We start from the raw sequence: 21003 nt of genomic DNA on the forward strand, positions 1-21003 counted from the left end.
GTAGATTGCATTCCATTCTTTCCATTCTTAAGGATAAAGTCTTTTTGCAAGGCAGATACAAAGTTGCTATGAGTAGTGTTGAAAATCTTGTATAGAAAAATGTTAGAAGAACCTGCTTTTGAAGTTTCTATTGTTGTGATTCCTGATATTGCAAGGGAAGAGAAAAATATGTTTTATCAAATGGAAAAAACCTCTAAGAGCCTATCTAGTTATCCTAATGTTTTGCAATCTTATAATGTTGAACAAAAGATATTTATGGATTTTAGCGACAAATTTGATATGGTGTGTTTTGCTAATCCTTATGCTACTATGACCTATACCTTTCATATCCCCTATGGCTTTACGGGAAACTTGAAATATGATTTAAGCATTTTTTCTTCTTTAGAATATAGCCTCTTATGGAGAGTTTATGTGGAAAATCTTAGCAATAAATCCCTTATTAAGGAATATCAAGCCATTGATGCAGAGAATCTTTTGTTTCTAACACTCTTAAGGCATAAAATTTATGAAACTCTCAAAGGGGAGGATACGCAAGCCTTTATAGACAATTATCTCTCTAAGATTGAAAAAATCCCTAATATAACTTACCAAGAGGGTGGAGATTATTTTGAAACTTTTGCGACTTCGGATGCTTTAATCCACGATTGTGGTTCTTTCATTGCAGAGTATCTCTATACCGATAAGCCAGAAGCTTTTATTTTACAGAGTCAAGAAGTTATTTCTAGGGAATTTACAGCCTTAGGGACAGAGGTTTTGAAACATTGCTATCTTGTTTCCACATCTCAAGAAATATTAGCTTTTATAGATTCGGTGGTTATAGGGGGGCAAGATACTAAAAAGCAATCGCGACTAGATTTTGCTAATAAAGCAATAAGGATTAATTACCCTCAAGCCACAGACTATTGTTTGAATGATATTAAGAGAAGTTTATTAGGGGCTTGAGTGGGATTAGTAACTATACCAATGAAAAAGAGTGCTTATGCCTAAAATTTCTATTTTATGCCCATCTTTTAATCACGAGAAGTTTGTTGGGGATTTTATAGAATCTGTGTTAAATCAGACCTTTAGAGATTTTGAACTTATTATTGTGGATGACTGCTCCACAGATAGGAATGTAGAGGAGATAAAGAAATTTAAAGATTCCCGTATTAAACTTATTGTGCATACATTTAATCAAGGTATTAATGCGAGTTTAAATACGGCTTTTAAACATTCAAGGGGGGGGTTTTGCTTTTTTGTGCGAGTGATGATAAATTATACCCCAATGCCTTAGAGATTATGTATAGCCAAATGCGGTTGCAAAATGTTCTTGCACTTTATACCAAATTACAAGTTATTGATGAAAATAACCATTTCGAGGATAAAACTATTCTTCCTAGAGAAGATTCACGACATAGGCTTTTACATCGTCTTTTTATGGAGGATAATTGCCTAACATCTCCGGGAATGTGTATTAAAAGAGAAGCATTTATTCCTCTTTATCCTCTTAATGAGGCAATGTGTAATCAACAGGATTGCCAAATCCATATTTTACTGCTTTTGCAAGGTGAAGTAGGGTTTGTAAAAGAGTTTTTGGTGCAATATCGGAGAATGAGTCCTAAAGCTAAAGAGAAAAATATTAGCGTTAAAGATGATATAACCTTAAGAAGAGTTGATTTAGAGATAGGCTTATTAATGGATACTTTTTTAGCCTTTAAGGATATAGGGTTACTTAAAGAAGTCTTTAAGGAGGAGATTGGAAGATCAGGATTAGAGCCTTATGAGGATACTTTGGAATTTTTCTTAGGGTTTATGGCATTGCAATCCCCGCATTATGTAAGGAAAGTTTGGGGGTATCATCAAATTATGCGTTTTTTGAATACTGCGGGCTTTAGGGTTTTGAAAGAGCGTTATAATTTTACCTTTAAGGATTATTTAGCCCTTATGCAATATATAGGAGCGGATAAAGTTTTTAATAAATACCAAAAATATAAAAAATCTTTAAATTTTGCTTGTGTGGCTTTAGGAATATCTTTGGCCATTAATATAGCATTGTGGGTATTTAGGGGGTAGGAGTGAGAGATAATCTTGTGATTATTCGTGTGGATGGGGGGATATGTAGTCAAATAAGTTTTGTTGCACTTGGGAGTGCATTTGAAGCTAAGGGTTATGAAGTGCAATATGATTTAAGTTGGTTTGAAGAGCAAGGAATAGGGGCTTATAATCCTAGCAATGGCTATGATAAAGTCTATAATGTGAGTTTTGATATACCTAAGGCTTTCCCTACACTCCCTATAAAAATAGCAGAAAAAACAGAAGCAAAGCATTATAAGCGATTTTATTTTGCTAATAATGATAATATTATTACTTTCCCCCGCCTTTGTATGTGGGGGGATATTTGGGGCGGCATTTTGATGGGTATTTTAAAGAGCTTTTTAGGCAACATTTTATCCCCAAAGAGAGCGAGCAAAGAGACACTGCCTTTGCTAAAGTGAAAGAGGAGATATGTTCCTCTATGGCTTGTGGTGTGCATGTGCGTAGGGGAGATTTATCGGGGTTTCATCCTGTTTATGGTGAGCCTACTGCTTTAGAGTATTTTACAAAGGCGATTTCTCTTATAGAAAGTATCCAACCAGAAAGTGTCTTTTATATCTTTAGTGATGATGTAAAATGGGTAAAGCAACATTTCCCCCCTATTTTAAAAGATAGGAAGTATAGAATCTGTGATGTTAATACACCAAGTGAGGGCTATTTGGATTTATATCTCCTTAGTCTTTGTAAGAATCTTATTGGCTCTCAGGGGTCTTTGGCTATGTATGCTAAACTCTTCTCACCGCATAATCCGCTTTTGATTTGCCCTAAAATTAGAGATTGGTTATTTAAACAAGAACCAAATGTAATGTTTGTGAATTGGGGGGAAGCAATGCAATTACAACCTTTAGAATTAAATTCTACAATTTCTTATGCCCCCCCCCACACTATCTGCCAAAAACAAATTCCGATTATGGCTTTATTATCGCCTAAGACGCAAGTTATTAGCTAAAGGAGTGATTAAGTGATACCCTTTTTAGATTTAAAAAAGATTAATCATCGCTTTGAAGCAGAGTTTCAAAAGGCTTTCAAAGAGGTATTATCAAGTGGTTGGTATATAAAGGGCAAACAACATAATGCTTTTGAAAAAGAGTTTGCGGATTATTGTGGGAGTAAATATGCTATAGGTTGTGCTAATGGATTAGATGCACTAAATCTTGCTATTAAGGCGTTTGGGTTTGGGGTGGGGGATGAGATTATTGTCCCTGCTAATACTTATATTGCTTCTATTTTAGCAATTACGGATAATGGTTGCACGCCTGTGTTGGTAGAACCTAACTTGCAAACTTATAATATTGATGTAGAGAGGATAGAATCAGCAATTACTTCACACACAAAGGCGATTATGGTCGTGCATCTCTATGGGCAAGTTGTCGCTATGGAGAGGGTGTGGGAGATTGCTAAAAAATATCATTTAAAAATTATTGAAGATTGCGCACAAGCCCACGGGGCGATGTACCAAGGCAAAAGGGTGGGGACATTAGGGGATATAAGTGGATTTTCCTTTTATCCGGGTAAGAATCTTGGAGCATTGGGTGATGGGGGAGCAGTTTGCACCAACATTTTAGATATTGCAGAGAAAATAAAAGCCTTAGGGAATTATGGCTCACATATTAAATATGAAAATCTCTATGCTGGGCTAAATTCAAGGCTTGATGAGTTGCAAGCTGCTTTTTTAAATATCAAACTTAAAAGGCTTGATGCAGATAATAACAGACGCAGAGAGGTTGCAAAGTATTATCGGCAAAATATTAATCATTGCGATATTATATTGCCCCAATGTGAGGATGAGGAAGGGCATGTGTGGCATTTGTTTGTGGTGCGGTGTGGGAGCAGGGATAGGTTGCAAGAGTATTTAAGGGGCAGAGGCATAGAAACCCTTATCCATTATCCTATCCCTCCGCATAAGCAACAAGCTTATAAGCAGTATAACCATTTAAGTTTTCCACTCACAGAGCAAATCCATAATGAAGTCTTATCACTCCCCATAAGTCCTGTGATGAACGATGAGGAAGTTAAGGTGGTGGTAGAGGCTATTAATGGCTTTAGGGGATAATTAGGGGAATGTGAATGTGGTATAATGTGCGATTTTAAAAGGGAGAAATATGAAAACAATAATCGTAAATTTTAAAAATAAAACTGGTGTTGAAAGTGTTATTGATACTCTAAATTTAGAAAAATATCCTTTAAATTTATAAACTTACAAGAATTTAGCGTAGTTGAGTTTTTTGGGGATTTCCAAAATGCCATAATGAAATTAAAAGAATCCTAGAAACTACTTGCGGGGGGGGGGGGGTAATTGATAGCCTTTAATTATCCCCTAGTAGAAAAAGAAGGGCGTAAAGTCTGTGAAAAATTTTATGATTCTATCGGTAGGGATAAAGTGAGTGTTGGGGATGTGCATAAAAAATCTTTAGAGCAGATATGGAATGGAGAGGTGCTAAACACATTAAGAAAAGAGTGCTTAGAGTAAAAATATGAGAAATTTAAGATTTGTCAAAGTTGCATCGAATGGGCGAATAATAGAATGGAAGAGGATGGAAGTGGCAGGAGCAATGGCATAGTCCATCGTAAATAAGGAGTGTAAATGCAGTATAAAATTGTGCAGCTCACCTGTGGCTTAGGGAATCAGATGTTTCAATATGCTTTTGCTAAGAGCTTAGAATATCATTTGCAAATACCAATTTTACTAGATAAATCTTGGTATGAGGCAGAGTATGCTATGCACTTTGGTTTGGACATTTTTAAGATTGATTTGCCCTATGTCACACGAGAGCAGATGGATGATGTGAAAGAAAAAATAAATTATTTTGAGAAAAAGCCTAAGATAATAAGGAGTATTCTAAAGCGATTTGGGTTTCCTAGAAGCACTTCTAGTTCTGCTTTTGAATATAGAGCGGAATATTTAAAACCTAATTCTTTTATATATTTTAAGGGCTTTTTTCAAAACCCTCTTTATTTTCAAAGTATTTCTTCACAAATTAACAAGATATTATGCCCCCCCCCCCATTAAAAGTGAAATAAATAAGCACAAACTTCAATAGATTTTATCCTCTGGCAATAGCGTTTTTATCCATATTAGGAGAGGAGATTATCTCACACACACTTGGGAGATAGATTTAGAGTATTATAAAAAGGCTGTGACTTATATTGTAAGCAAGGTAGAAAATCCGCATAAAATCATCATCGCTCCAACCCCTTGGTTGCTCGGTAGTGATGCGATTATTTGTAAGGATTGGGTTAAGATAGAAGTAAAGGGAGTAAGCTAATGAAATACTCCTTAAAAACTTTTATTAACAATATAAGGTATCTTGCAAGGTATAATTTAAAAGAAATCGATAGCAAGATTCAAAGTTTTCCTAATTTGAGTAATTTTGCAGATTTATTACGCGATGAGATTAAAAACGATTTTGATAAAATTCAGCCTCCAATGGTTGAAACAAGTTTTGAGACTTTGCAAATTTTGCTAGAAACGCAAAAAAGCTTTATTCGATTTGGTGATGGGGAATATATTTTAATGAATGGGGGAAGCATAGGATTCCAAAAATACGATGAGAATCTTGCTAGAGATTTTGAAGCAATTATTACTTCAGAATATGAGAATCTCCTTATAGGCTTAGGCTATGGTTATTTTCATATACCGACTAAACAATGGCGTAATTCGTGGTTTAAATACACTTGGGTGGTGAAAAATTACCCTATTATTAAAAAATATCTTATTCCTAATAAAGAATATGGTTCAACAGATATTTCACAAATCTATGCAGGATATAAAGATTATGATTTCAAGCGGCATTATGCTATGCTTAAAGCACTTTTTACTGATAAAAAAATCCTTTTAATTTGCGGTGATAAGGTTTTAGCTAATGTCGAACATAATCTTTTTACACAAGCCCAAGAGATGTCTATTATCTATGGTGCAGCCAAACACGCTTATGCGGAGATTAGCACACTTAAAGAGGAGATTCTTAAATTTAATAAAGATTGGCTGCTTATTTTTGCTTTAAGACCTGCGGGTAAGGTTTTGGGGTATGAAATGTTTAAGCTTGGTTATCGTGTGCTTGATATTGGGCATAGCATTAAAGACTATGATGCTTATAAACGCGGGGTGAGAATGGATAAGGAGGGTGTATCTAAGTTTTTTGCCCCTGATGAATAGTTTGCCAAATTTCAAAGACTTGGATGGAAGTAATGGGGGATTGTTGTTGAATCTCTTTATGGATTGCTTTATCTTGTAAAATCCCGGTAAGTTTTGGTTCTGCCCCTATAAATAAAGCAATGCTTGGAATCCCTAAGGCTCCACATAAATGCATTGGTCCTGTATCACCTGTGATGAGGCAATGGAGACTTTTCAAAAAATAGGGCAACTCATCAATAGGGTATTTTCCACAAACATTATGGATTCTTGCAGAGTAATTTTGGGGGAGAGAAGCATAGATTTTATCGCAATATTTCCTTTCTACTTGTGTGCCTGTTAAGAATATCTCTAAATCTTTTTGAGCGTTTAAAAGCATAATAGCAAGGTTAGCAAAGTTTTCTATCCCCCACTCTCTAGCAACCTTGCTTGTTCGCATTTGGAATCCTATTCTTTGCTTGTTTGAGGGAGGGGCTATAAAGTTATGGTATTTAGAGGAGAGTTTCATTTGGATATTATCGTATTTTTCTAAAGTAACAAAGGAGAGAGTTTCTAACCTTGTTAAAATCAAATGCTGCAAGGGAATGCGGGTTAATTTAGCAGAGAGTAGATTTTCCATTGCATTATTTCTTGAAGTTTTAAGGATGTATTTAGCTCCACTAAAAATGGCTGTTGGTATATCTTGGGGACCATTACTATGAAACATTAAAATCAAATCGGGTTTTAAAGAGCGCATTTTAAGGATATTACCAATAAAGCCTTTATAGCCTTTGTTGTAAATTAAAAAATTATCTACATACTCATAATCCCTAAAGAGAGGGTAGATTTTTTTAGCGATAAAGAGAGTGATTTTAGCTTGGGGGAATGCTTTTCTTGTTTGTATAATAGCAGGGGTGCTCATCAAGGTATCCCCTAAAGCAGTATTGGAAAAAAGAATAATATTTTCTATATTTTCAAGTTTGGTGGGTTTGGGTAACTTGGTAATAGGGAATTTTTGTAAATAGAGCTTGACTAAAGAATTAACAAAGAAAGTATAAAGTCTTTGCATCATTATCCTGCTAAATTAAGAATCTTTTAAAGAATGCACGAGGGCATTTTGTCTATCATTTGTGTGATAGTAGAACAAGCAAATTAACCCTAACAATGTCTTTAGAAACAAAATATTATTTTCTCCTAGAGTGTTTCATAGAATCAAAGGCAACGGCTACGATGATGATAGCACCTTTGATGATGTATTGCCAGTATGGGCTTACACCAATATAGGTTAAGCCATAGTTAATCACTGTAAGGATAATAACCCCTATGATAACTCCTGATATTCTTCCAACTCCTCCATAGAATGAAACTCCACCAATAACACAAGCAGCAATAGCGTCCATTTCATACATAAAACCTAAATTATTAGTCGCAGAGCCAATACGACCAGCTTCTAAAAACCCACCAAAAGCATAGAATGCACCTGATAAGGCATAAACAATAATGAGTGTTAGTGCGACATTTACTCCAGAGACTTTTGCAGCTTCAGTGTTTCCTCCAACAGCAAATAAGTTTTTACCAAATTTTGTTTTATTCCATAAAACCCACATAATCATCGTGCAAATGGCTGCATAAATAATCAAATAAGAAATAGTAAATCCTCCTATATTAAATGCCCCTTGCGCGAAATTGGTATATCTTAAGTCAAACCCTGAAATAGGAGAAGCCCCAACATAATCATAATAAAGTGAGTTTAATCCATAAACAATTGTCATAGAACCCATTGTAACAATGAAGGGATGAAGTTTTAGAAATGCTACAACAACACCATTAAATGCGCCCACAATTGCTCCAATGGCGACAATAACACAGATAACTAATAAAAGAGGAAGCTCACCTAATTCGGGGAATACTTTATTAGCATTTGTTGTAGCTTGCAATAAAGTCGCAGAGATAACTGCCGCAAGTCCAACTTGCCTACCTGCAGAAAGATCGGTTCCTGTGGTAACAATAAGTCCAGCAACTCCAAGGGCTATAATCACTTTAACAGAAGATTGCGTTAAGATGTTTTGAAGATTTCTAATACTTAAGAAAGAAGGCTCTTTGATGATGATAGCAAGGAGTATAGCCAATAAAACAAGATACAATCCAGATTGGATTAAAATTTCTTTAATATCGATTTTTCCTTCTTTTGTCCTTGGTAAGTTCATAATAGCTTTCCTTTATTTATATTGAATTTAGAGATGTTTTGCGGCAAGAGAGAGTATTTCTTCTTGTGAGGTTTGTTTGGTATTGACAATACCAGCAACCCTCCCATTACTCATAACAAGTATCCTATCCGTAACACCAAGCAGTTCAGGCATTTCTGAAGAGATCATAATAATACTCTTATCTTTTTTAGCAAGCTCTATCATAAGCTGATAAATTTCATATTTAGCCCCAACATCAATGCCTCTTGTTGGTTCATCAAGCATTAATACCTCTGGATTAGTCAAAAGCCATCTACCTAAAATCACTTTTTGTTGGTTTCCTCCTGATAGAGTTCCTATTTGTGTCCTTTGGTTAGGAGTTTTTACTCTCATACTCTCTATTACCCATTTGGTATCATTTGCCATTTGCTTATTGTTTAAAAATCCTAAAAATCTACTTTTATAAGAGTTTATATTAGATATAATGGAATTAACTTTAATATCTAGCATACTAAATATGCCCGTAACTCTGCGCTCCTCTGTAACAAGCGCAAAGCCATTTTTGATAGCTTCACTAGGCGTTTTATTTTTCACAACCTTTCCATTTAAAGTAATAGTGCCTGTTGCCTTTTCTCTAATACCAAATAAGGTTTCTACAATATCCGTTCTTTTAGAACCAACAAGCCCTGCTATTCCTAAAATCTCTCCTTTATGTAGCTCAAAGCTTACTTCTTTTAAGGAAGGTTGATGAAGGGCTGAAAGATTTTCAACTTTGAGTATGACTTCTTTGACTTTATTATCTTTTGGTGGGAAGCGATTTGTAAGATCTCTACCAACCATCATATTAATAATCTGCTCTGTTGTAAGATCCGCAACGGATTGACTTGATACCCATTTGCCATCTCGCATTATTGTAATATCATCGGCAATTTCTTTGACTTCTTCCATTTTATGAGAGATATAAACAATGCCACAGCCCTTATCTCTTAATTTATTGATAATTCTAAATAAATGTTTCACTTCTATTTGGGTAAGTGATGAGGTAGGCTCATCCATAACTATAATCTTTGCGTGAGAGGAAACAGCCTTTGCTATTTCAATCATTTGTCTTTGTGAGACAGAAAGCTCTGCAATTTTTAAGTGAGGATCTATATCAATATCAAGATCTTTAAAAATTTCAATGGTTTGTGCATACATTTTTTTCTCATTGACAAAAGGTCCTTTCATTGGGAATCTTCCTAACCAAATATTATCTAGCACATTTCTTTGTGTTACTTGGTTTAATTCTTGGTGAACCATTGAAACGCCATTATCAAGAGCTTCTTTTGCGGATTTAAAGTTAATCTCTTTGCCATCAAGATAAATTTTTCCCTTATCTTTTTTATAGATACCAAATAGGCATTTCATTAAAGTGGATTTGCCAGCCCCATTTTCCCCCATAAGAGTATGCACGCTGTGAGATCTTACTTTAAGATTGACACCATCAAGAGCTTTAACACCGGGAAATTCTTTAGAAATATTATCCATTACTAATAAGTAGTTTGTCGGTTTCATAGATTTACTCTTTTTAGCTTATATCTTATAGAGAAAAAAGGGGGTTGCACTCCCCATTATTGAATTTAGGTGGTTTATTGTTAAAGTTTTATTTAAATTGGGAGACATTGCTCTTATCGATCCCAATGCTTGGCACTAATAGGACTTTATTGTCAAGAACTAAATCAGTTCCATCTGTAGCAGGTTTTTTAGCAGCTAAATTGATCGCTATATTAAAAGTAGCCTTTCCTTGTCCTTTAGCGTCATTAAGAACTGTGCCTGCCATTTCCCCAGATTCGATTTTAACTAAGGCTTCAGGCAAGGCATCAACGCCAAATACAGGTAAAGACTTTCTAAATGCTTTTATAGATTCAATAGCTCCTAAAGCCATTGCATCATTATTAGCGATAATAACTTCGATTTTATCTCCATTGGGTCCTGATAGCCAAGCATCCATTTTATCCTTAGCCATAGCGGTATCCCACATAGCTGTATCTAGGTATAACTCTTGAACTTTTATACCTAAATCTTTAAGAGCTTTGATAGAATAAACAGTCCTTGCTTCAGCATCTGGATGTCCAGGCTCTCCTTTTAAAATAACATATTGAATTACCCCATCTTTGTTTAAATCAAGAGCGGGATTATCTTTCCATAATTTAGCAATTAACTCGCCTTGTGCTATTCCTTGTGCATTAGGATCAATTCCGACATAGTAGGCTTTATCATACGAATCTATAACTGATTGTGCAGGTTTTTTGTTATAGAATACTACAGGCACTCCTTCAGCCCTAATTTTTTCTAAAACTGTGGCTCCTGCTGCAGGATCAACAAGATTAATAGCTAAAGAATCCACGCCTTTTGATAGCATAACATCAATTTGATCATTTTGTGTGGTTTGACTATTTTGAGAGTCATTCATTTGTAAATCAACGGTATTAGCAACTTTGCTTGCCTCATCATTAATTACTTGTCTAAACAAAGCAATAAAATTGTCATCATATTTATAAGCTGTAAATCCTACTTTTAATTTTTCAGATGTTGTTTCTTTGTTGCCTCCACAAGCTACAAGCCCTATTGCTAAAATGGCTCCTCCTAAAAAAATGCTAACCTTTTTCATAAGCAATTATCTCCTTAAGAAACTTTTATAAAATAATCTTTGATTGTTAATATACTTGTTAATTTATATTTTGTCAATACACTTTTATATTTATTTAGTAAAACGATTGAAAATCAATAATGTTTTTACGCACATTATCTTTATCATTATCCTGCTATGGCACAAGCTCTAGTTTCGCGGATAACATTGACTTTAACTTCTCCGGGATATTGCACTTGAGATTGTATTTCTTTAGCGATTTCTCTAGCAAGCAGATAAGATTCCTCATCATTAATATCTTCGGATTTTACAATTACGCGTATTTCCCGTCCTGTGTTGATAGCATAAGCGTGTAATACACCCATTTTAGAAAGTGCAATTTGTTCCATTTCACTTACTCTACGCAAGTAGCTCTCTAAGACTTCGCGTCTAGCTCCAGGACGTGCAGCAGAGATAGTATCAGCAGCACATACTGCAAAAACTTCGATACTTTTAGCTTCCTCATTTCCGTGATGTGCAAGGATTGCGTTTAAGACGGCGGGATGCTCATTATAACGTTTAGCGATTTCCGCTCCTAATTCTACATGTGTGCCTTTATATTCGTGTGTTCTTGCTTTGCCTATATCGTGTAAAAGTCCAGCACGTATAGCAAGGAGACAATCTCCGCCAAGTTCTCCAGCAATTATTCCTGCTAAATTAGCAACTTCTAAGGAGTGTTCAAGGGCGTTTTGTCCATAACTTGCCCGATAACGCAAACGACCAATGAGTTTTTTAATCTCTGTATGGATTCCACTTAATCCTAAATCTAAGGTAATTCTCTCTCCTTCTTCTAATATACTATTTTCAAACTCTTCAAAGCATTTTTGATAAACCTCTTCAATCCTTGCAGGTTGAATCCTGCCATCTTCAATAAGGTTTTGTATGGCTTTTGCTGCTATACTCCTGCGGTAGAGATTATGGGAGCTAATGGTAATAATTCCTGGTGAATCATCAATAATAATATCTACTCCACAAGTCATTTCTAAAGCCTTAATATTGCGTCCTTCTTTGCCAATAATTTTAGCTTTGAAATCATCACTTGGTAGGGCAATGATTTGAGTAAGTCTTTCTGCGGCAAATTCTCCTGCAAAACGAGTAGTGGCTTGTGCTAGAATATAATTTGCTTTTGCTTTTGCTTCTTCTTTTGCGTCTTCCTCATATTTTCGCATGAGTTTAGCAGCATCTATTTTAGCCTCTTCCTTAATCTTTTCAAAGAGTAATTCTCTTGCCTCTTCTTTAGAGAGGTGGGTAATGGAGCAGAGCAATCGTGTGAGCTCTTGAAGCATAGATTGATATTTGCTTTTTAAAACCTTTAAGGCTTCTTGCTCTTCATTGAATATATTTCTATCTTTGTTGAATAGATTTTTTTCTTGCTCTAACTTATAATATTCCCTCTCTAATTTTTGATTTTCTTTTATTTTGATTTTTTCAAGTTCTAAAAGATTGTTTTCGTGTTCTTTGGTAATTCTTACACTCTCTTTTTCAGATCTCCGCTTAGATTCTAATTCTATTTCTTTTGCTTTTATTTTTGATTCTTGTAAAAGTTTGTTGGCTTCATATTCTATAGCTTTTGCTTTAGCCTTGTATTGTTCTAAAAGTATTTTAGAATTAGCCGCTAAAAGTTTTCGTGAAAAGAGGTAACTTCCGCCTCCAGCAACAAGTGCGGATAATGCGGAGCTTACAAACATCCATGTTATCATACTTATCCTTAGGGCATAGAGCAACAAAGGGTGTGATAAGGGAATTTCCCTTAATATCGTGGTATTGTGTAATATTTAAAGAGGAATAAAAAATCCCACGACAAATAAAGAGGATTCTTGGAATCTTTTTTTGTGTATTAAAGAATCTATCATACATGCCTTTGCCAAAGCCTATGCGTTTAAATTGATTATCTATTCCAATGACAGGGATTATGGCTATATCTATAAGGTTTATTTTTCTATAAGAGTTGCTTGGTTGCAAAACCCCAAATTTTTCTCTGTGCAATGGAAGCCTAAATTTTACAATTTTAAAGCTGATATCCCCCATAAAAGGTAAAAATATTTCTATATTTTTTTGCTTTCTTAGGGTTTTTAAGACTTTTTTGCCATTAAATTCAATTGCTAAAGGATAATAAAGTAGGATTTTAAGAGGTCTTTTTGTTTTTTTTCTTAAATGCTGTATTTCTTGACTTAAGATTATTAAGAGATTTCTTTGGAGTTTAGAATCTAAGAATATCTTGTTTTGAGCTTTAGAGAGTTTTTCTAAGCTTATTTTGCAATATTTTCGAAATTCAGATTTTTGAGATTCCATAGCCTGCCTTGCTAAGAGATACTTTTAAGGGATTGAAAATGCTATTATAATTTCCCCAAAAAACCAATAAAGGGCGGAATAAACATTAAATTTTACTAGACTTACCCTTGAGTGCAAAGCATAAAGTTATAAAGACACCTATTTGTAGCAATAATAAAAGAAAATGTATATTATAAACTTGTGTTTGTTTGTCTTCTATGCCCCAAGATTCTAAGATGTTGTAAAAGATAAAGGCGACAATTAATCCTAATAAATAGCCTGCTTGTTTATATTTATCAAAAGAAGAGAAAAGTGTTTTTTGTGAAAAGATAAATGTTTCACTCCGCACGAGATAATCTCCAAAAATGAAGCTAATTTGATAAATCCCATAGATAAATAAAGCTCCATAAAAAGTATTTGGAAAAAGCAGAAAAGCTAAAATATAGCAAAAGGGTAGAATTTCGATAAAAAGAAGAATCCTTTTATAGGGTTTTATACTAATGAGTTTAACATAAAGGAGCGTTAAAAGCCACGCTCCAACGCTTAAACTAACTCCACCTAGAGAATAAACTTTAGGAGGAATTAATGCGTAGATGGTAAAAATAGTTCCTAAGGCAGTCCCTACAAAGAAGGAGTTTAAAAATTTGTAGGTAAGATAGGCTTTGAGTGAAAATTCTTGTTGGCTTTCCATTAAAATTGGTATTTCACTCCTGCACCTAAAGTTGTTTCAAATTCATAAGGATAGTAACTATTGCTGACTTTGATAGCGTTTTTATGTTGTGTAAGATTTTTAACAAAAGTATAAACTTCAAAATCCTTTAAGTGGTAAGTGATACTGACATTAAGACTTTGAAAGTTTGGCATTTTTTCTAAAACATTATTAAAATCATTGTAATCATAAGCTCTTGAAGCATATTTATAAGAGATTCCTAGATTAAGGTTTGGGAGTAAAAAATAATTTGTAGCTATATTAAAAATATGTTTGGAAATGCCCGGAATGTTCTTGCCTTTGTAGTTATAACCTGCATTATCTTGCGTGGTAGCATCGACATAGGCATAGGCTAAAGTGCCAGAGAGATTTTCCCTAAAATGTGTGGTGAATTTTAGCTCTCCGCCTACTCTTTGGGTTTTACTAAGGCTTTTGTTTTGGAATGTTTGGGGTTCAAAATAAGCTTCATCTTTGCCTAAAATATAAAAAATATTCCCACTTAATTCATGGATTCCAAAAAGAGTTTTAGAGCCTATTTGAAAAGTATCAAAGGTTGCTGTATGGATAAGGGTGTTGAGGTTACCTCTAAGATCAAACATAAAATCTACATTTGGCACAACAAAACTTCGAGAATAAGAGGTGAAAAAAGAAGTTTGGGGGTTTAAAGCATAGTTTAATCCAAGTTCTCCGCCTATTAGATTATTGCTAAGTTTAGTGGCGTTTTTTGATGAAACTCTTTGCGTATTTATCCCAGCATTTAATGTAAGGTCTTGTAAGTATTTCTCTCCATAAAGATACAAAAGGGATTCATTGACTTCAGCAAGCAAAGTAGCATTTTTGCGTTGATTGGTTTTTACATCGACTCCAAATTCTGTAAAATAAGAGCTATTTTTGTATTGGGTGTTGAAGTTTGCGTATAATCCCTTTCCTTTGTGCTTACTAGAAAAGTTAATAAATTCGCTTTCATTAGAGCTTCCTCCAATATTAATATCTGTTATAAATCCATTATTAGCAAAATAGGTTAAACCCGTATTAAAATATGTATCCCAACGTCTTTGGTGAGTGAATCCATTCCCTGCTTGTTGAGGATTTGTATTAAATTGTTCTTTACTCAAGGGATTAGCGTATTTAATCGCATATTTAGAATAGTTGGTTTGGGCTTTAAGTAGTAAGGAATTATCGGCATAGTAAATAAGCGAGATACCCCCATTTTTGTTATAGCTCCCATCTTTTTCTTCAGAATTTGGCATAATATTTCTTGAACCCTCTGTGTGATAGTATTGTCCAAATGCTCCAATATTTAAAGTATCGCTAGTATAATGGGAGGAGAATTGCGAGTTTAGGGTGTCGTAATTTGCATAACTTAGATGTAAAGTATTTTTTGCTTTGGTTGTGATTTTTAGGATTCCGCTAACTGCACCATTGCCATATTTCGTAGTGCCTCTACCCCGAATAATTTCTATTTTAGAGATAGAATCTAGGGGAATTGCAGAAAGAGAGATAGCAGAGGAATCAATATTATTTAATCTTATTCCATCAACAATAATGGCAAGATTTTTATGCCCATTGATGCCAAATCCTCTTAAATCAACACTTTGAGTATAGGGGTTACCATAATTTGTCTTAATATTTAAAAGGGAGTGAGATTTTAAAAAGTCATAAATATTTTGAGTATTGGATTTTCGGATAGTTGCTTCATCAAATGTTTCTTTAAAATCTTGATTGTCTGTGAGAGTATGATTATGTAGGATAGAAAGGTTTAAAGGTCTTTGTGAAGAGGATGATTGATTTTCTAAAGTTGCGCTTTGACTTTGTGCTAAAAGTATGCTGTGAAGTGCTAAAATAGCCACAAGAGAAAGATATTTTTTTTGAAAACCTCTAGGTTGTAAATTATGTTTTTTCATAAAGTTTGCTCCAAAATTTTGATTAAGTATTTCTTAGATGAATAATTAAGAATTTTGCATTTTACTACAATTTACAAAGTATTGACAAGCAAGTTTAAAAGTAGTAGAATTACAATTTTTTAGTCGCTGGTGTAGCTCAGTTGGTAGAGCAGCTGCCTTGTAAGCAGCAGGCCGGGGGTTCGAGTCCCTTTACCAGCTCCATAATTTTTCAGTGTTTGACCAGTTCAATCTGTGGTGAGATACTCAAGTGGCCAACGAGGGCAGACTGTAAATCTGCTGGTTCTACCTTCCGTGGTTCGAATCCACGTCTCACCACCATAGCCTTGCGGGAGTAGCTCAGTTGGCTAGAGCATCAGCCTTCCAAGCTGAGGGTCGCGGGTTCGAGTCCCGTTTCCCGCTCCATATCTGGGAGCTGATTCTACTTGAAATCATTCTAATCAGCAAACACTATTCTATAAAAATAGATTTTGATAATGCCCATATAGCTCAGTGGCAGAGCACTTCCTTGGTAAGGAAGAGGTCGGCGGTTCAATCCCGCTTATGGGCTCCAGTTTTTCAAAAGTTGTGATAGAATTGTAGAAAATGTTACAATTCTTTTAATGTTAAAATTGGTAAAAGTAGTGTAAAATGAGAACTATTTTAAACTTAAAATTTTAGGAGAAACCTATGGCAAAAGAGAAATATGTCAAGAATAAACCCCATGTAAATATTGGAACAATTGGGCATGTTGATCATGGTAAGACGACTTTAAGTGCTGCAATTTCTGCTGTTCTATCAACAAAAGGTCTTGCAGAGATGAAAGATTATGATAATATTGATAATGCTCCAGAAGAAAAGGAACGTGGTATTACCATTGCAACTTCACATATTGAATATGAGACAGAAAAAAGGCATTATGCACATGTTGACTGTCCAGGACATGCTGATTATGTAAAAAATATGATTACAGGTGCTGCACAAATGGATGGAGCTATTCTAGTTGTTTCTGCAGCTGATGGTCCTATGCCTCAAACTAGAGAACATATTTTGTTGTCACGGCAAGTTGGTGTCCCTTATATTGTCGTATTTATGAATAAACAAGATATGGTAGATGATGAGGAATTACTTGAATTAGTTGAAATGGAAATTAGAGAGCTATTATCAAGCTATGAATTCCCAGGTGATGATACTCCAATTATTGCAGGTTCTGCTCTTAAGGCTTTAGAGGAAGCAAAATCAGGGAATTTAGGTGAATGGAGTGAAAAAGTTATGAAACTTATGGATGCTGTTGATGAATATATTCCTACTCCTGCACGTGAGACAGATAAGACTTTCTTAATGCCAATTGAAGATGTTTTTTCAATTGCTGGTCGTGGGACAGTTGTTACTGGAAGAATCGAAAGAGGTGTTGTAAAAGTTGGGGATGAGATTGAAATTGTAGGTATTCGTCCAACACAAAAAACCACGGTAACCGGTGTTGAAATGTTTAGAAAAGAGCTTGATGCTGGTGAGGCTGGAGATAATGTTGGTGTTCTTTTAAGGGGAACAAAGAAAGAAGAAGTAGAAAGAGGTATGGTTCTTTGTAAGCCTGCTTCCATTACTCCTCACAAAAAATTTGAAGGTGAAATTTATGTTCTTTCAAAAGATGAAGGTGGAAGACATACTCCATTTTTTAATGGTTATAGACCGCAATTTTATGTCCGCACTACAGATATTACGGGTTCTATCACATTACCAAGTGGTGTGGAAATGGTAATGCCTGGTGATAATATTAAAATTACTGTGGAGCTTATTAATCCTATTGCGTTAGAAGAAGGAACGCGTTTTGCAATCCGTGAAGGTGGTAGGACAGTTGGTGCTGGTGTTGTTACAAAGATTATTGAATAGGTTAGATAATGGCTAAAGGTAATCGTGTAAAAATTGGACTTAAATGTTCTGAGTGTGGAGACATTAATTATAGCACCATAAAAAATGCAAAAACACAGACGGAAAAACTGGAGCTAAAGAAATTCTGCCCGAGATTGAATAAACATACAATCCACAAAGAAGTAAAGCTCAAAAGTTAGAGAGTTTTTCTCTAACTTTTTATAGGTCAGTAGCTCCAATGGTAGAGCGTCGGTCTCCAAAACCGAATGTTGGGGGTTCGAGTCCCTCCTGGCCTGCCATTTTGGAATAAAGAGAGACAGCAAGACTATGAAAAAATTAATTACTTATTATAGAGTATCTAAAGAGGAATTATCAAAGGTAATTTTTCCTACAAAAGAGCAGGTAAGAAATGCTTTTATCTCTGTTTTAATTGTTGTTACAATAGTTTCTTTGTTCTTAGCATTGGTAGATTTCATTCTTGGTAGTGTTGTTTCTAATATTTTATAAATTAGGATTTATTAATGGCATTGTATTGGTATGCAATTCAGACATATTTTGGTAGTGAGCAATCTGTAAAACGTGGGATTGAGAATCTTGTAAAAGAGCATCATCTTCAGGAAAGACTAACAGATATTGTCGTGCCAACAGAGGATATTATAGAAGTTAAAAATAATAAAAAAAAGATTAGTGAGCGTAGTCTCTATCCCGGATATGTTTTTATTAGGGTAGATCTTGATACAGCTTTATGGCATACTATTCAATCATTACCTAAGGTTAGCCGTTTTATTGGGGAAGCAAAAAAACCAACGCCATTGAGTGAATCAGATATTAGTCATATTATTGAGAAAGTAAAAAATCGTGCAGCACCTAAACCAAAGATTATTTTTGAAGCGGGTGAAGTTGTAAGGATTATTGAAGGTCCTTTTGCGAATTTTACAGGAATTGTAGAAGAATATGATATGGAACATAGAAAATTAAAACTTAATGTTTCAATTTTTGGTCGAAGTACTCCTATTGAAATACTTTATTCACAAGTGGAAAAAATTGTTTAATCACTAAAGACAAGGATAAGTTATGGCAAAAAAAATTATTGGTGAGCTTAAGCTTCAAATTCCTGCTGGAAAAGCTAATCCATCACCTCCTGTTGGTCCAGCATTGGGACAACGTGGTGTTAATATTATGGAATTTTGTAAAGCTTTTAATGAAAAAACAAAGGATATGGGAGATTTTAATATTCCTGTTATTATTACGGTCTATCAAGATAAAAGTTTTACATTTATTACTAAAAAACCTCCCGTTACGGATTTGATTAAAAAAGTGGCAGGTATTCAAAAGGGTTCTGATAATCCTTTGAAAAATAAGGTGGGTAAATTAACAAAGACTCAAATTCTAGAGATTGCTAAGACAAAAATGGATGATTTGAATGCTACTTCCCAAGAGGCGGCTATTAAGATCGTTGAAGGAAGTGCTAGAAGTATGGGTATTGAAGTTGTAGATTAAAAAGACGCGTTGGAGTATAAAAAATGGCGAAAAAATTAACAAAAAGAATGCAAAATTTACTTAGTAAAGTAGATTGTAAAAAGATATACGATATTACAACCGCTTCTGCAAAAGTGAAAGATTTAGCTTCTGCTAAATTTGATGAAACCATTGAAATTGCATTAAGTTTGGGTGTAGATCCTAGACATGCTGATCAAATGATTCGTGGTGCTGTTGTTTTGCCCAATGGGACAGGTAAAAGAGTTCGTGTTGCGGTATTTGCAAAAGGTGCAAAAGCAGATGAAGCAAAAAGTGCAGGTGCAGATGTCGTAGGAGATGAGGATTTAGCAGAACAGATTAAAGGTGGAGATTTAAACTTTGATATGGTTATTGCAACTCCTGATATGATGGCTTTGGTTGGAAAAGTAGGTAGGATTTTAGGACCAAAAGGTCTAATGCCAAACCCCAAAACTGGAACTGTTACTATGGATATTAGCAAGGCAGTGAGTAATGCAAAAAGTGGTCAGGTTAATTATCGCGTTGATAAAAAAGGTATTATCCATGCACCTGTTGGGAAAGCAAGTTTTGATTCTAAAAAAATAGAGGAAAATATTATTGCTTTAGTTAAAAGCATTAATAAGCAAAAACCTGCTACCGCCAAAGGCAAATATATAAAAAATGCAACTTTATCATTGACAATGAGTCCATCACTTACTTTGAATTCTCAAGAGTTAATGGATATGAAATAATTTATTCTTGTTTTTATCTTAGGCTAATGACTATAGGGGCTTTTGCTTAAAATCTACCCTATATAAGTCTTTCGTCTGAAAGGAGGTTGAAAGTGACAAAAGTAGAAAAAACCACTCTTATTGAGAGATTAAGTGCAGATTTTAAGGGTTCTAATGCCATTGCTATTTGCGATTATAAAGGCTTAAGCGTAAAAGAGCTTGAAGCTTTAAGACAAAGTGCAAGAGAATCTAATGCAAAGGTGCAAGTTATTAAAAATACTTTAGCGACTATTGCTTTAAAAAATTCTGGAATTGAAGATTTAGATCTCAAAGACAATAATATTTTTGTTTGGAGTGAAGATCAAATTTCTCTTGCAAAAATAATTTGTAAGTTTTCTAGCTCTATTAATGGAAAACTTGTGATTAAATCAGGTTATTTTGAAGGAGTTATTGTTGATTCAAAACATATTGAAGCAGTTTCTAAATTACCTTCAAAAGAAGAACTTATTGGTATGTTGTTGTCCATTTGGACTGCTCCTGCTCGTTATTTCGTTGCGGGATTGGATAATTTACGCAAACAAAAAGAAGCAGAATAATTTAAATTTTAGGAGAATGCTATGGCAATTTCAAAAGAAGAAGTTTTAGAGTATATTGGGAATTTATCGGTTATAGAGCTTGCAGAGCTTGTAAAAGATTTTGAAGAGAAGTTTGGTGTTTCAGCTGCTCCTACTGTTGTAGCAGGTGCTGCAGTAGCAGGTGAGGGTGCAGCTGCAGAAGAAAAGACAGAATTTGATATTATTTTAACCAATAGCGGCGATAAGAAAATTAATGTTATTAAGGTAGTGAGAGAGGTTACAGGACTTGGATTAAAAGAGGCTAAAGATGCCGTGGAGAATACTCCATTTACTGTTAAAGAAGGCGTTAAAAAAGAAGATGCAGATGCTATCAAGGCAAAATTTGAAGAAGCAGGTGCAAAAGTCGATATTAAATAGTCTTTGGGGGCTTTAGTCCCTTTATAACATTTTTCTT

At 34.6% G+C, this 21003-nt stretch carries 24 protein-coding genes, 5 tRNA genes and 1 pseudogene; 22 read left to right on the top strand and 8 right to left on the bottom strand.

Annotated elements, in window-relative coordinates; translation table 11 throughout:
* Positions 1-78 precede the first annotated feature (78 nt).
* The 9 genes and pseudogenes from CDV25_RS08105 to CDV25_RS08145 all read left to right on the top strand — a co-directional run bounded on the left by CDV25_RS08105 (position 79) and on the right by CDV25_RS08145 (position 6229).
* Positions 79-942 (top strand): hypothetical protein, encoded by an 864-nt coding sequence (locus tag CDV25_RS08105; protein ID WP_162550484.1) that lies wholly within the window; start codon positions 79-81, stop codon positions 940-942.
* A gap of 37 nt (positions 943-979) precedes the next feature.
* Positions 980-2052 (top strand): annotated as a pseudogene (locus CDV25_RS08110) (glycosyltransferase family 2 protein).
* Positions 2053-2054: 2 nt separating this feature from the next.
* Positions 2055-2474, top strand: a complete 420-nt coding sequence (locus tag CDV25_RS08115; RefSeq protein WP_108911518.1) for a hypothetical protein — start codon at positions 2055-2057, stop codon at positions 2472-2474.
* Positions 2378-3022 carry an alpha-1,2-fucosyltransferase gene (locus CDV25_RS08120; protein WP_162550486.1) on the top strand — a complete coding sequence of 215 codons (645 nt, stop codon included), beginning with the start codon at positions 2378-2380 and terminating at the stop codon, positions 3020-3022. Before CDV25_RS08115 ends, CDV25_RS08120 begins: the two co-directional genes overlap by 97 nt.
* 12 nt (positions 3023-3034) lie before the next feature.
* On the top strand, positions 3035-4126 hold the full coding sequence (locus CDV25_RS08125; RefSeq protein ID WP_108911520.1) for a DegT/DnrJ/EryC1/StrS family aminotransferase: 1092 nt from the start codon (positions 3035-3037) through the stop codon (positions 4124-4126).
* Between the two features lie 243 nt (positions 4127-4369).
* The gene (locus tag CDV25_RS08130; protein WP_108911521.1) at positions 4370-4543 is read left to right on the top strand and encodes an SPASM domain-containing protein; all 174 of its coding nucleotides are present in this window, start codon (positions 4370-4372) and stop codon (positions 4541-4543) included.
* A gap of 114 nt (positions 4544-4657) precedes the next feature.
* Positions 4658-5083, top strand: a complete 426-nt coding sequence (locus CDV25_RS08135) for an O-fucosyltransferase family protein (protein ID WP_108911522.1) — start codon at positions 4658-4660, stop codon at positions 5081-5083.
* A gap of 127 nt (positions 5084-5210) precedes the next feature.
* Positions 5211-5339 carry a hypothetical protein gene (locus tag CDV25_RS10775; RefSeq protein ID WP_269149105.1) on the top strand — a complete coding sequence of 43 codons (129 nt, stop codon included), beginning with the start codon at positions 5211-5213 and terminating at the stop codon, positions 5337-5339.
* Positions 5339-6229, top strand: a complete 891-nt coding sequence (locus CDV25_RS08145) for a GT-D fold domain-containing glycosyltransferase (protein WP_108911524.1) — start codon at positions 5339-5341, stop codon at positions 6227-6229. Before CDV25_RS10775 ends, CDV25_RS08145 begins: the two co-directional genes overlap by 1 nt.
* Here CDV25_RS08145 and CDV25_RS08150 read toward each other — a convergent pair.
* The 8 genes from CDV25_RS08150 to CDV25_RS08185 all read right to left on the bottom strand — a co-directional run bounded on the left by CDV25_RS08150 (position 6204) and on the right by CDV25_RS08185 (position 15922).
* Complete coding sequence (locus tag CDV25_RS08150) at positions 6204-7256, bottom strand: glycosyltransferase family 9 protein (protein ID WP_108911525.1); 1053 nt, start codon at positions 7254-7256, stop codon at positions 6204-6206. The genes CDV25_RS08145 and CDV25_RS08150 overlap by 26 nt on opposite strands.
* A 112-nt stretch (positions 7257-7368) precedes the next feature.
* Positions 7369-8391, bottom strand: coding sequence for a galactose/methyl galactoside ABC transporter permease MglC (gene mglC / locus CDV25_RS08155; protein WP_108911526.1), 1023 nt, complete (start codon positions 8389-8391; stop codon positions 7369-7371).
* A 27-nt stretch (positions 8392-8418) separates the two neighbouring features.
* The gene (gene mglA, locus CDV25_RS08160; protein ID WP_108911527.1) at positions 8419-9924 is read right to left on the bottom strand and encodes a galactose/methyl galactoside ABC transporter ATP-binding protein MglA; all 1506 of its coding nucleotides are present in this window, start codon (positions 9922-9924) and stop codon (positions 8419-8421) included.
* Positions 9925-10012: 88 nt separating this feature from the next.
* Positions 10013-11020: a galactose/glucose ABC transporter substrate-binding protein MglB gene (mglB, locus tag CDV25_RS08165; protein WP_108911528.1), complete on the bottom strand. Its 1008-nt coding sequence runs from the start codon at positions 11018-11020 to the stop codon at positions 10013-10015.
* A gap of 146 nt (positions 11021-11166) precedes the next feature.
* Entirely contained in the window at positions 11167-12738 is a 1572-nt protein-coding gene (gene rny, locus CDV25_RS08170) for a ribonuclease Y (RefSeq protein ID WP_108911529.1), read from the bottom strand.
* The gene (locus CDV25_RS08175; protein ID WP_108911530.1) at positions 12647-13330 is read right to left on the bottom strand and encodes a 5-formyltetrahydrofolate cyclo-ligase; all 684 of its coding nucleotides are present in this window, start codon (positions 13328-13330) and stop codon (positions 12647-12649) included. The genes rny and CDV25_RS08175 overlap by 92 nt, the downstream gene beginning before the upstream one ends.
* A gap of 85 nt (positions 13331-13415) precedes the next feature.
* A complete protein-coding gene (locus CDV25_RS08180) occupies positions 13416-14000 on the bottom strand; it encodes a hypothetical protein (protein WP_108911531.1) in 585 nt (194 codons plus the stop codon).
* Complete coding sequence (locus CDV25_RS08185; RefSeq protein WP_108911532.1) at positions 14000-15922, bottom strand: TonB-dependent receptor; 1923 nt, start codon at positions 15920-15922, stop codon at positions 14000-14002. The genes CDV25_RS08180 and CDV25_RS08185 overlap by 1 nt, the downstream gene beginning before the upstream one ends.
* A gap of 125 nt (positions 15923-16047) precedes the next feature.
* Here CDV25_RS08185 and CDV25_RS08190 point away from each other — a divergent pair.
* The 13 genes from CDV25_RS08190 (at position 16048) to rplL (ending at position 20966) form a co-directional block, all read left to right on the top strand.
* Positions 16048-16123: transfer RNA gene (locus CDV25_RS08190), tRNA-Thr, on the top strand.
* A 32-nt stretch (positions 16124-16155) separates the two neighbouring features.
* A tRNA-Tyr gene (locus CDV25_RS08195) sits at positions 16156-16240 on the top strand.
* Between the two features lie 7 nt (positions 16241-16247).
* A tRNA-Gly gene (locus tag CDV25_RS08200) sits at positions 16248-16324 on the top strand.
* A 73-nt stretch (positions 16325-16397) separates the two neighbouring features.
* Positions 16398-16472: transfer RNA gene (locus tag CDV25_RS08205), tRNA-Thr, on the top strand.
* A gap of 116 nt (positions 16473-16588) precedes the next feature.
* Positions 16589-17788 (top strand): elongation factor Tu, encoded by a 1200-nt coding sequence (gene tuf / locus CDV25_RS08210; protein ID WP_034553869.1) that lies wholly within the window; start codon positions 16589-16591, stop codon positions 17786-17788.
* Positions 17789-17796: 8 nt separating this feature from the next.
* Complete coding sequence (rpmG, locus tag CDV25_RS08215) at positions 17797-17967, top strand: 50S ribosomal protein L33 (RefSeq protein ID WP_034553870.1); 171 nt, start codon at positions 17797-17799, stop codon at positions 17965-17967.
* A gap of 23 nt (positions 17968-17990) precedes the next feature.
* Positions 17991-18066, top strand: a tRNA-Trp gene (locus tag CDV25_RS08220).
* 28 nt (positions 18067-18094) lie between these two features.
* Positions 18095-18274, top strand: a complete 180-nt coding sequence (gene secE / locus CDV25_RS08225) for a preprotein translocase subunit SecE (protein WP_034553871.1) — start codon at positions 18095-18097, stop codon at positions 18272-18274.
* Between the two features lie 20 nt (positions 18275-18294).
* Positions 18295-18819 (top strand): transcription termination/antitermination protein NusG, encoded by a 525-nt coding sequence (nusG, locus tag CDV25_RS08230; protein ID WP_194145536.1) that lies wholly within the window; start codon positions 18295-18297, stop codon positions 18817-18819.
* A 22-nt stretch (positions 18820-18841) separates the two neighbouring features.
* Positions 18842-19267 carry a 50S ribosomal protein L11 gene (gene rplK, locus CDV25_RS08235; RefSeq protein ID WP_108911533.1) on the top strand — a complete coding sequence of 142 codons (426 nt, stop codon included), beginning with the start codon at positions 18842-18844 and terminating at the stop codon, positions 19265-19267.
* Between the two features lie 23 nt (positions 19268-19290).
* Entirely contained in the window at positions 19291-19995 is a 705-nt protein-coding gene (gene rplA / locus CDV25_RS08240; protein WP_108911534.1) for a 50S ribosomal protein L1, read from the top strand.
* A gap of 92 nt (positions 19996-20087) precedes the next feature.
* A complete protein-coding gene (rplJ, locus tag CDV25_RS08245; protein ID WP_108911535.1) occupies positions 20088-20570 on the top strand; it encodes a 50S ribosomal protein L10 in 483 nt (160 codons plus the stop codon).
* Between the two features lie 21 nt (positions 20571-20591).
* The gene (gene rplL, locus CDV25_RS08250; protein ID WP_108911536.1) at positions 20592-20966 is read left to right on the top strand and encodes a 50S ribosomal protein L7/L12; all 375 of its coding nucleotides are present in this window, start codon (positions 20592-20594) and stop codon (positions 20964-20966) included.
* Positions 20967-21003: the final 37 nt, after the last annotated feature.

It is taken from the genome of Helicobacter apodemus, from assembly GCF_003097575.1.
GTDB classification, from domain to species: domain Bacteria; phylum Campylobacterota; class Campylobacteria; order Campylobacterales; family Helicobacteraceae; genus Helicobacter_D; species Helicobacter_D apodemus.

Bases quoted from the DNA above. Each gene is read 5' to 3' on its own strand.
- CDV25_RS08135 (WP_108911522.1), top strand. From the start codon at position 4,658: ATGCAGTATAAAATTGTGCAGCTCACCTGTGGCTTAGGGAATCAGATG.
- CDV25_RS08145 (WP_108911524.1), top strand. From the start codon at position 5,339: ATGAAATACTCCTTAAAAACTTTTATTAACAATATAAGGTATCTTGCA.
- CDV25_RS08150 (WP_108911525.1), bottom strand. From the start codon at position 7,256: ATGATGCAAAGACTTTATACTTTCTTTGTTAATTCTTTAGTCAAGCTC.
- mglC (WP_108911526.1), bottom strand. From the start codon at position 8,391: ATGAACTTACCAAGGACAAAAGAAGGAAAAATCGATATTAAAGAAATT.
- mglA (WP_108911527.1), bottom strand. From the start codon at position 9,924: ATGAAACCGACAAACTACTTATTAGTAATGGATAATATTTCTAAAGAA.
- mglB (WP_108911528.1), bottom strand. From the start codon at position 11,020: ATGAAAAAGGTTAGCATTTTTTTAGGAGGAGCCATTTTAGCAATAGGG.
- rny (WP_108911529.1), bottom strand. From the start codon at position 12,738: ATGATAACATGGATGTTTGTAAGCTCCGCATTATCCGCACTTGTTGCT.
- CDV25_RS08175 (WP_108911530.1), bottom strand. From the start codon at position 13,330: ATGGAATCTCAAAAATCTGAATTTCGAAAATATTGCAAAATAAGCTTA.
- CDV25_RS08180 (WP_108911531.1), bottom strand. From the start codon at position 14,000: ATGGAAAGCCAACAAGAATTTTCACTCAAAGCCTATCTTACCTACAAA.
- CDV25_RS08185 (WP_108911532.1), bottom strand. From the start codon at position 15,922: ATGAAAAAACATAATTTACAACCTAGAGGTTTTCAAAAAAAATATCTT.
- tuf (WP_034553869.1), top strand. From the start codon at position 16,589: ATGGCAAAAGAGAAATATGTCAAGAATAAACCCCATGTAAATATTGGA.
- rpmG (WP_034553870.1), top strand. From the start codon at position 17,797: ATGGCTAAAGGTAATCGTGTAAAAATTGGACTTAAATGTTCTGAGTGT.
- secE (WP_034553871.1), top strand. From the start codon at position 18,095: ATGAAAAAATTAATTACTTATTATAGAGTATCTAAAGAGGAATTATCA.
- rplK (WP_108911533.1), top strand. From the start codon at position 18,842: ATGGCAAAAAAAATTATTGGTGAGCTTAAGCTTCAAATTCCTGCTGGA.
- rplA (WP_108911534.1), top strand. From the start codon at position 19,291: ATGGCGAAAAAATTAACAAAAAGAATGCAAAATTTACTTAGTAAAGTA.
- rplL (WP_108911536.1), top strand. From the start codon at position 20,592: ATGGCAATTTCAAAAGAAGAAGTTTTAGAGTATATTGGGAATTTATCG.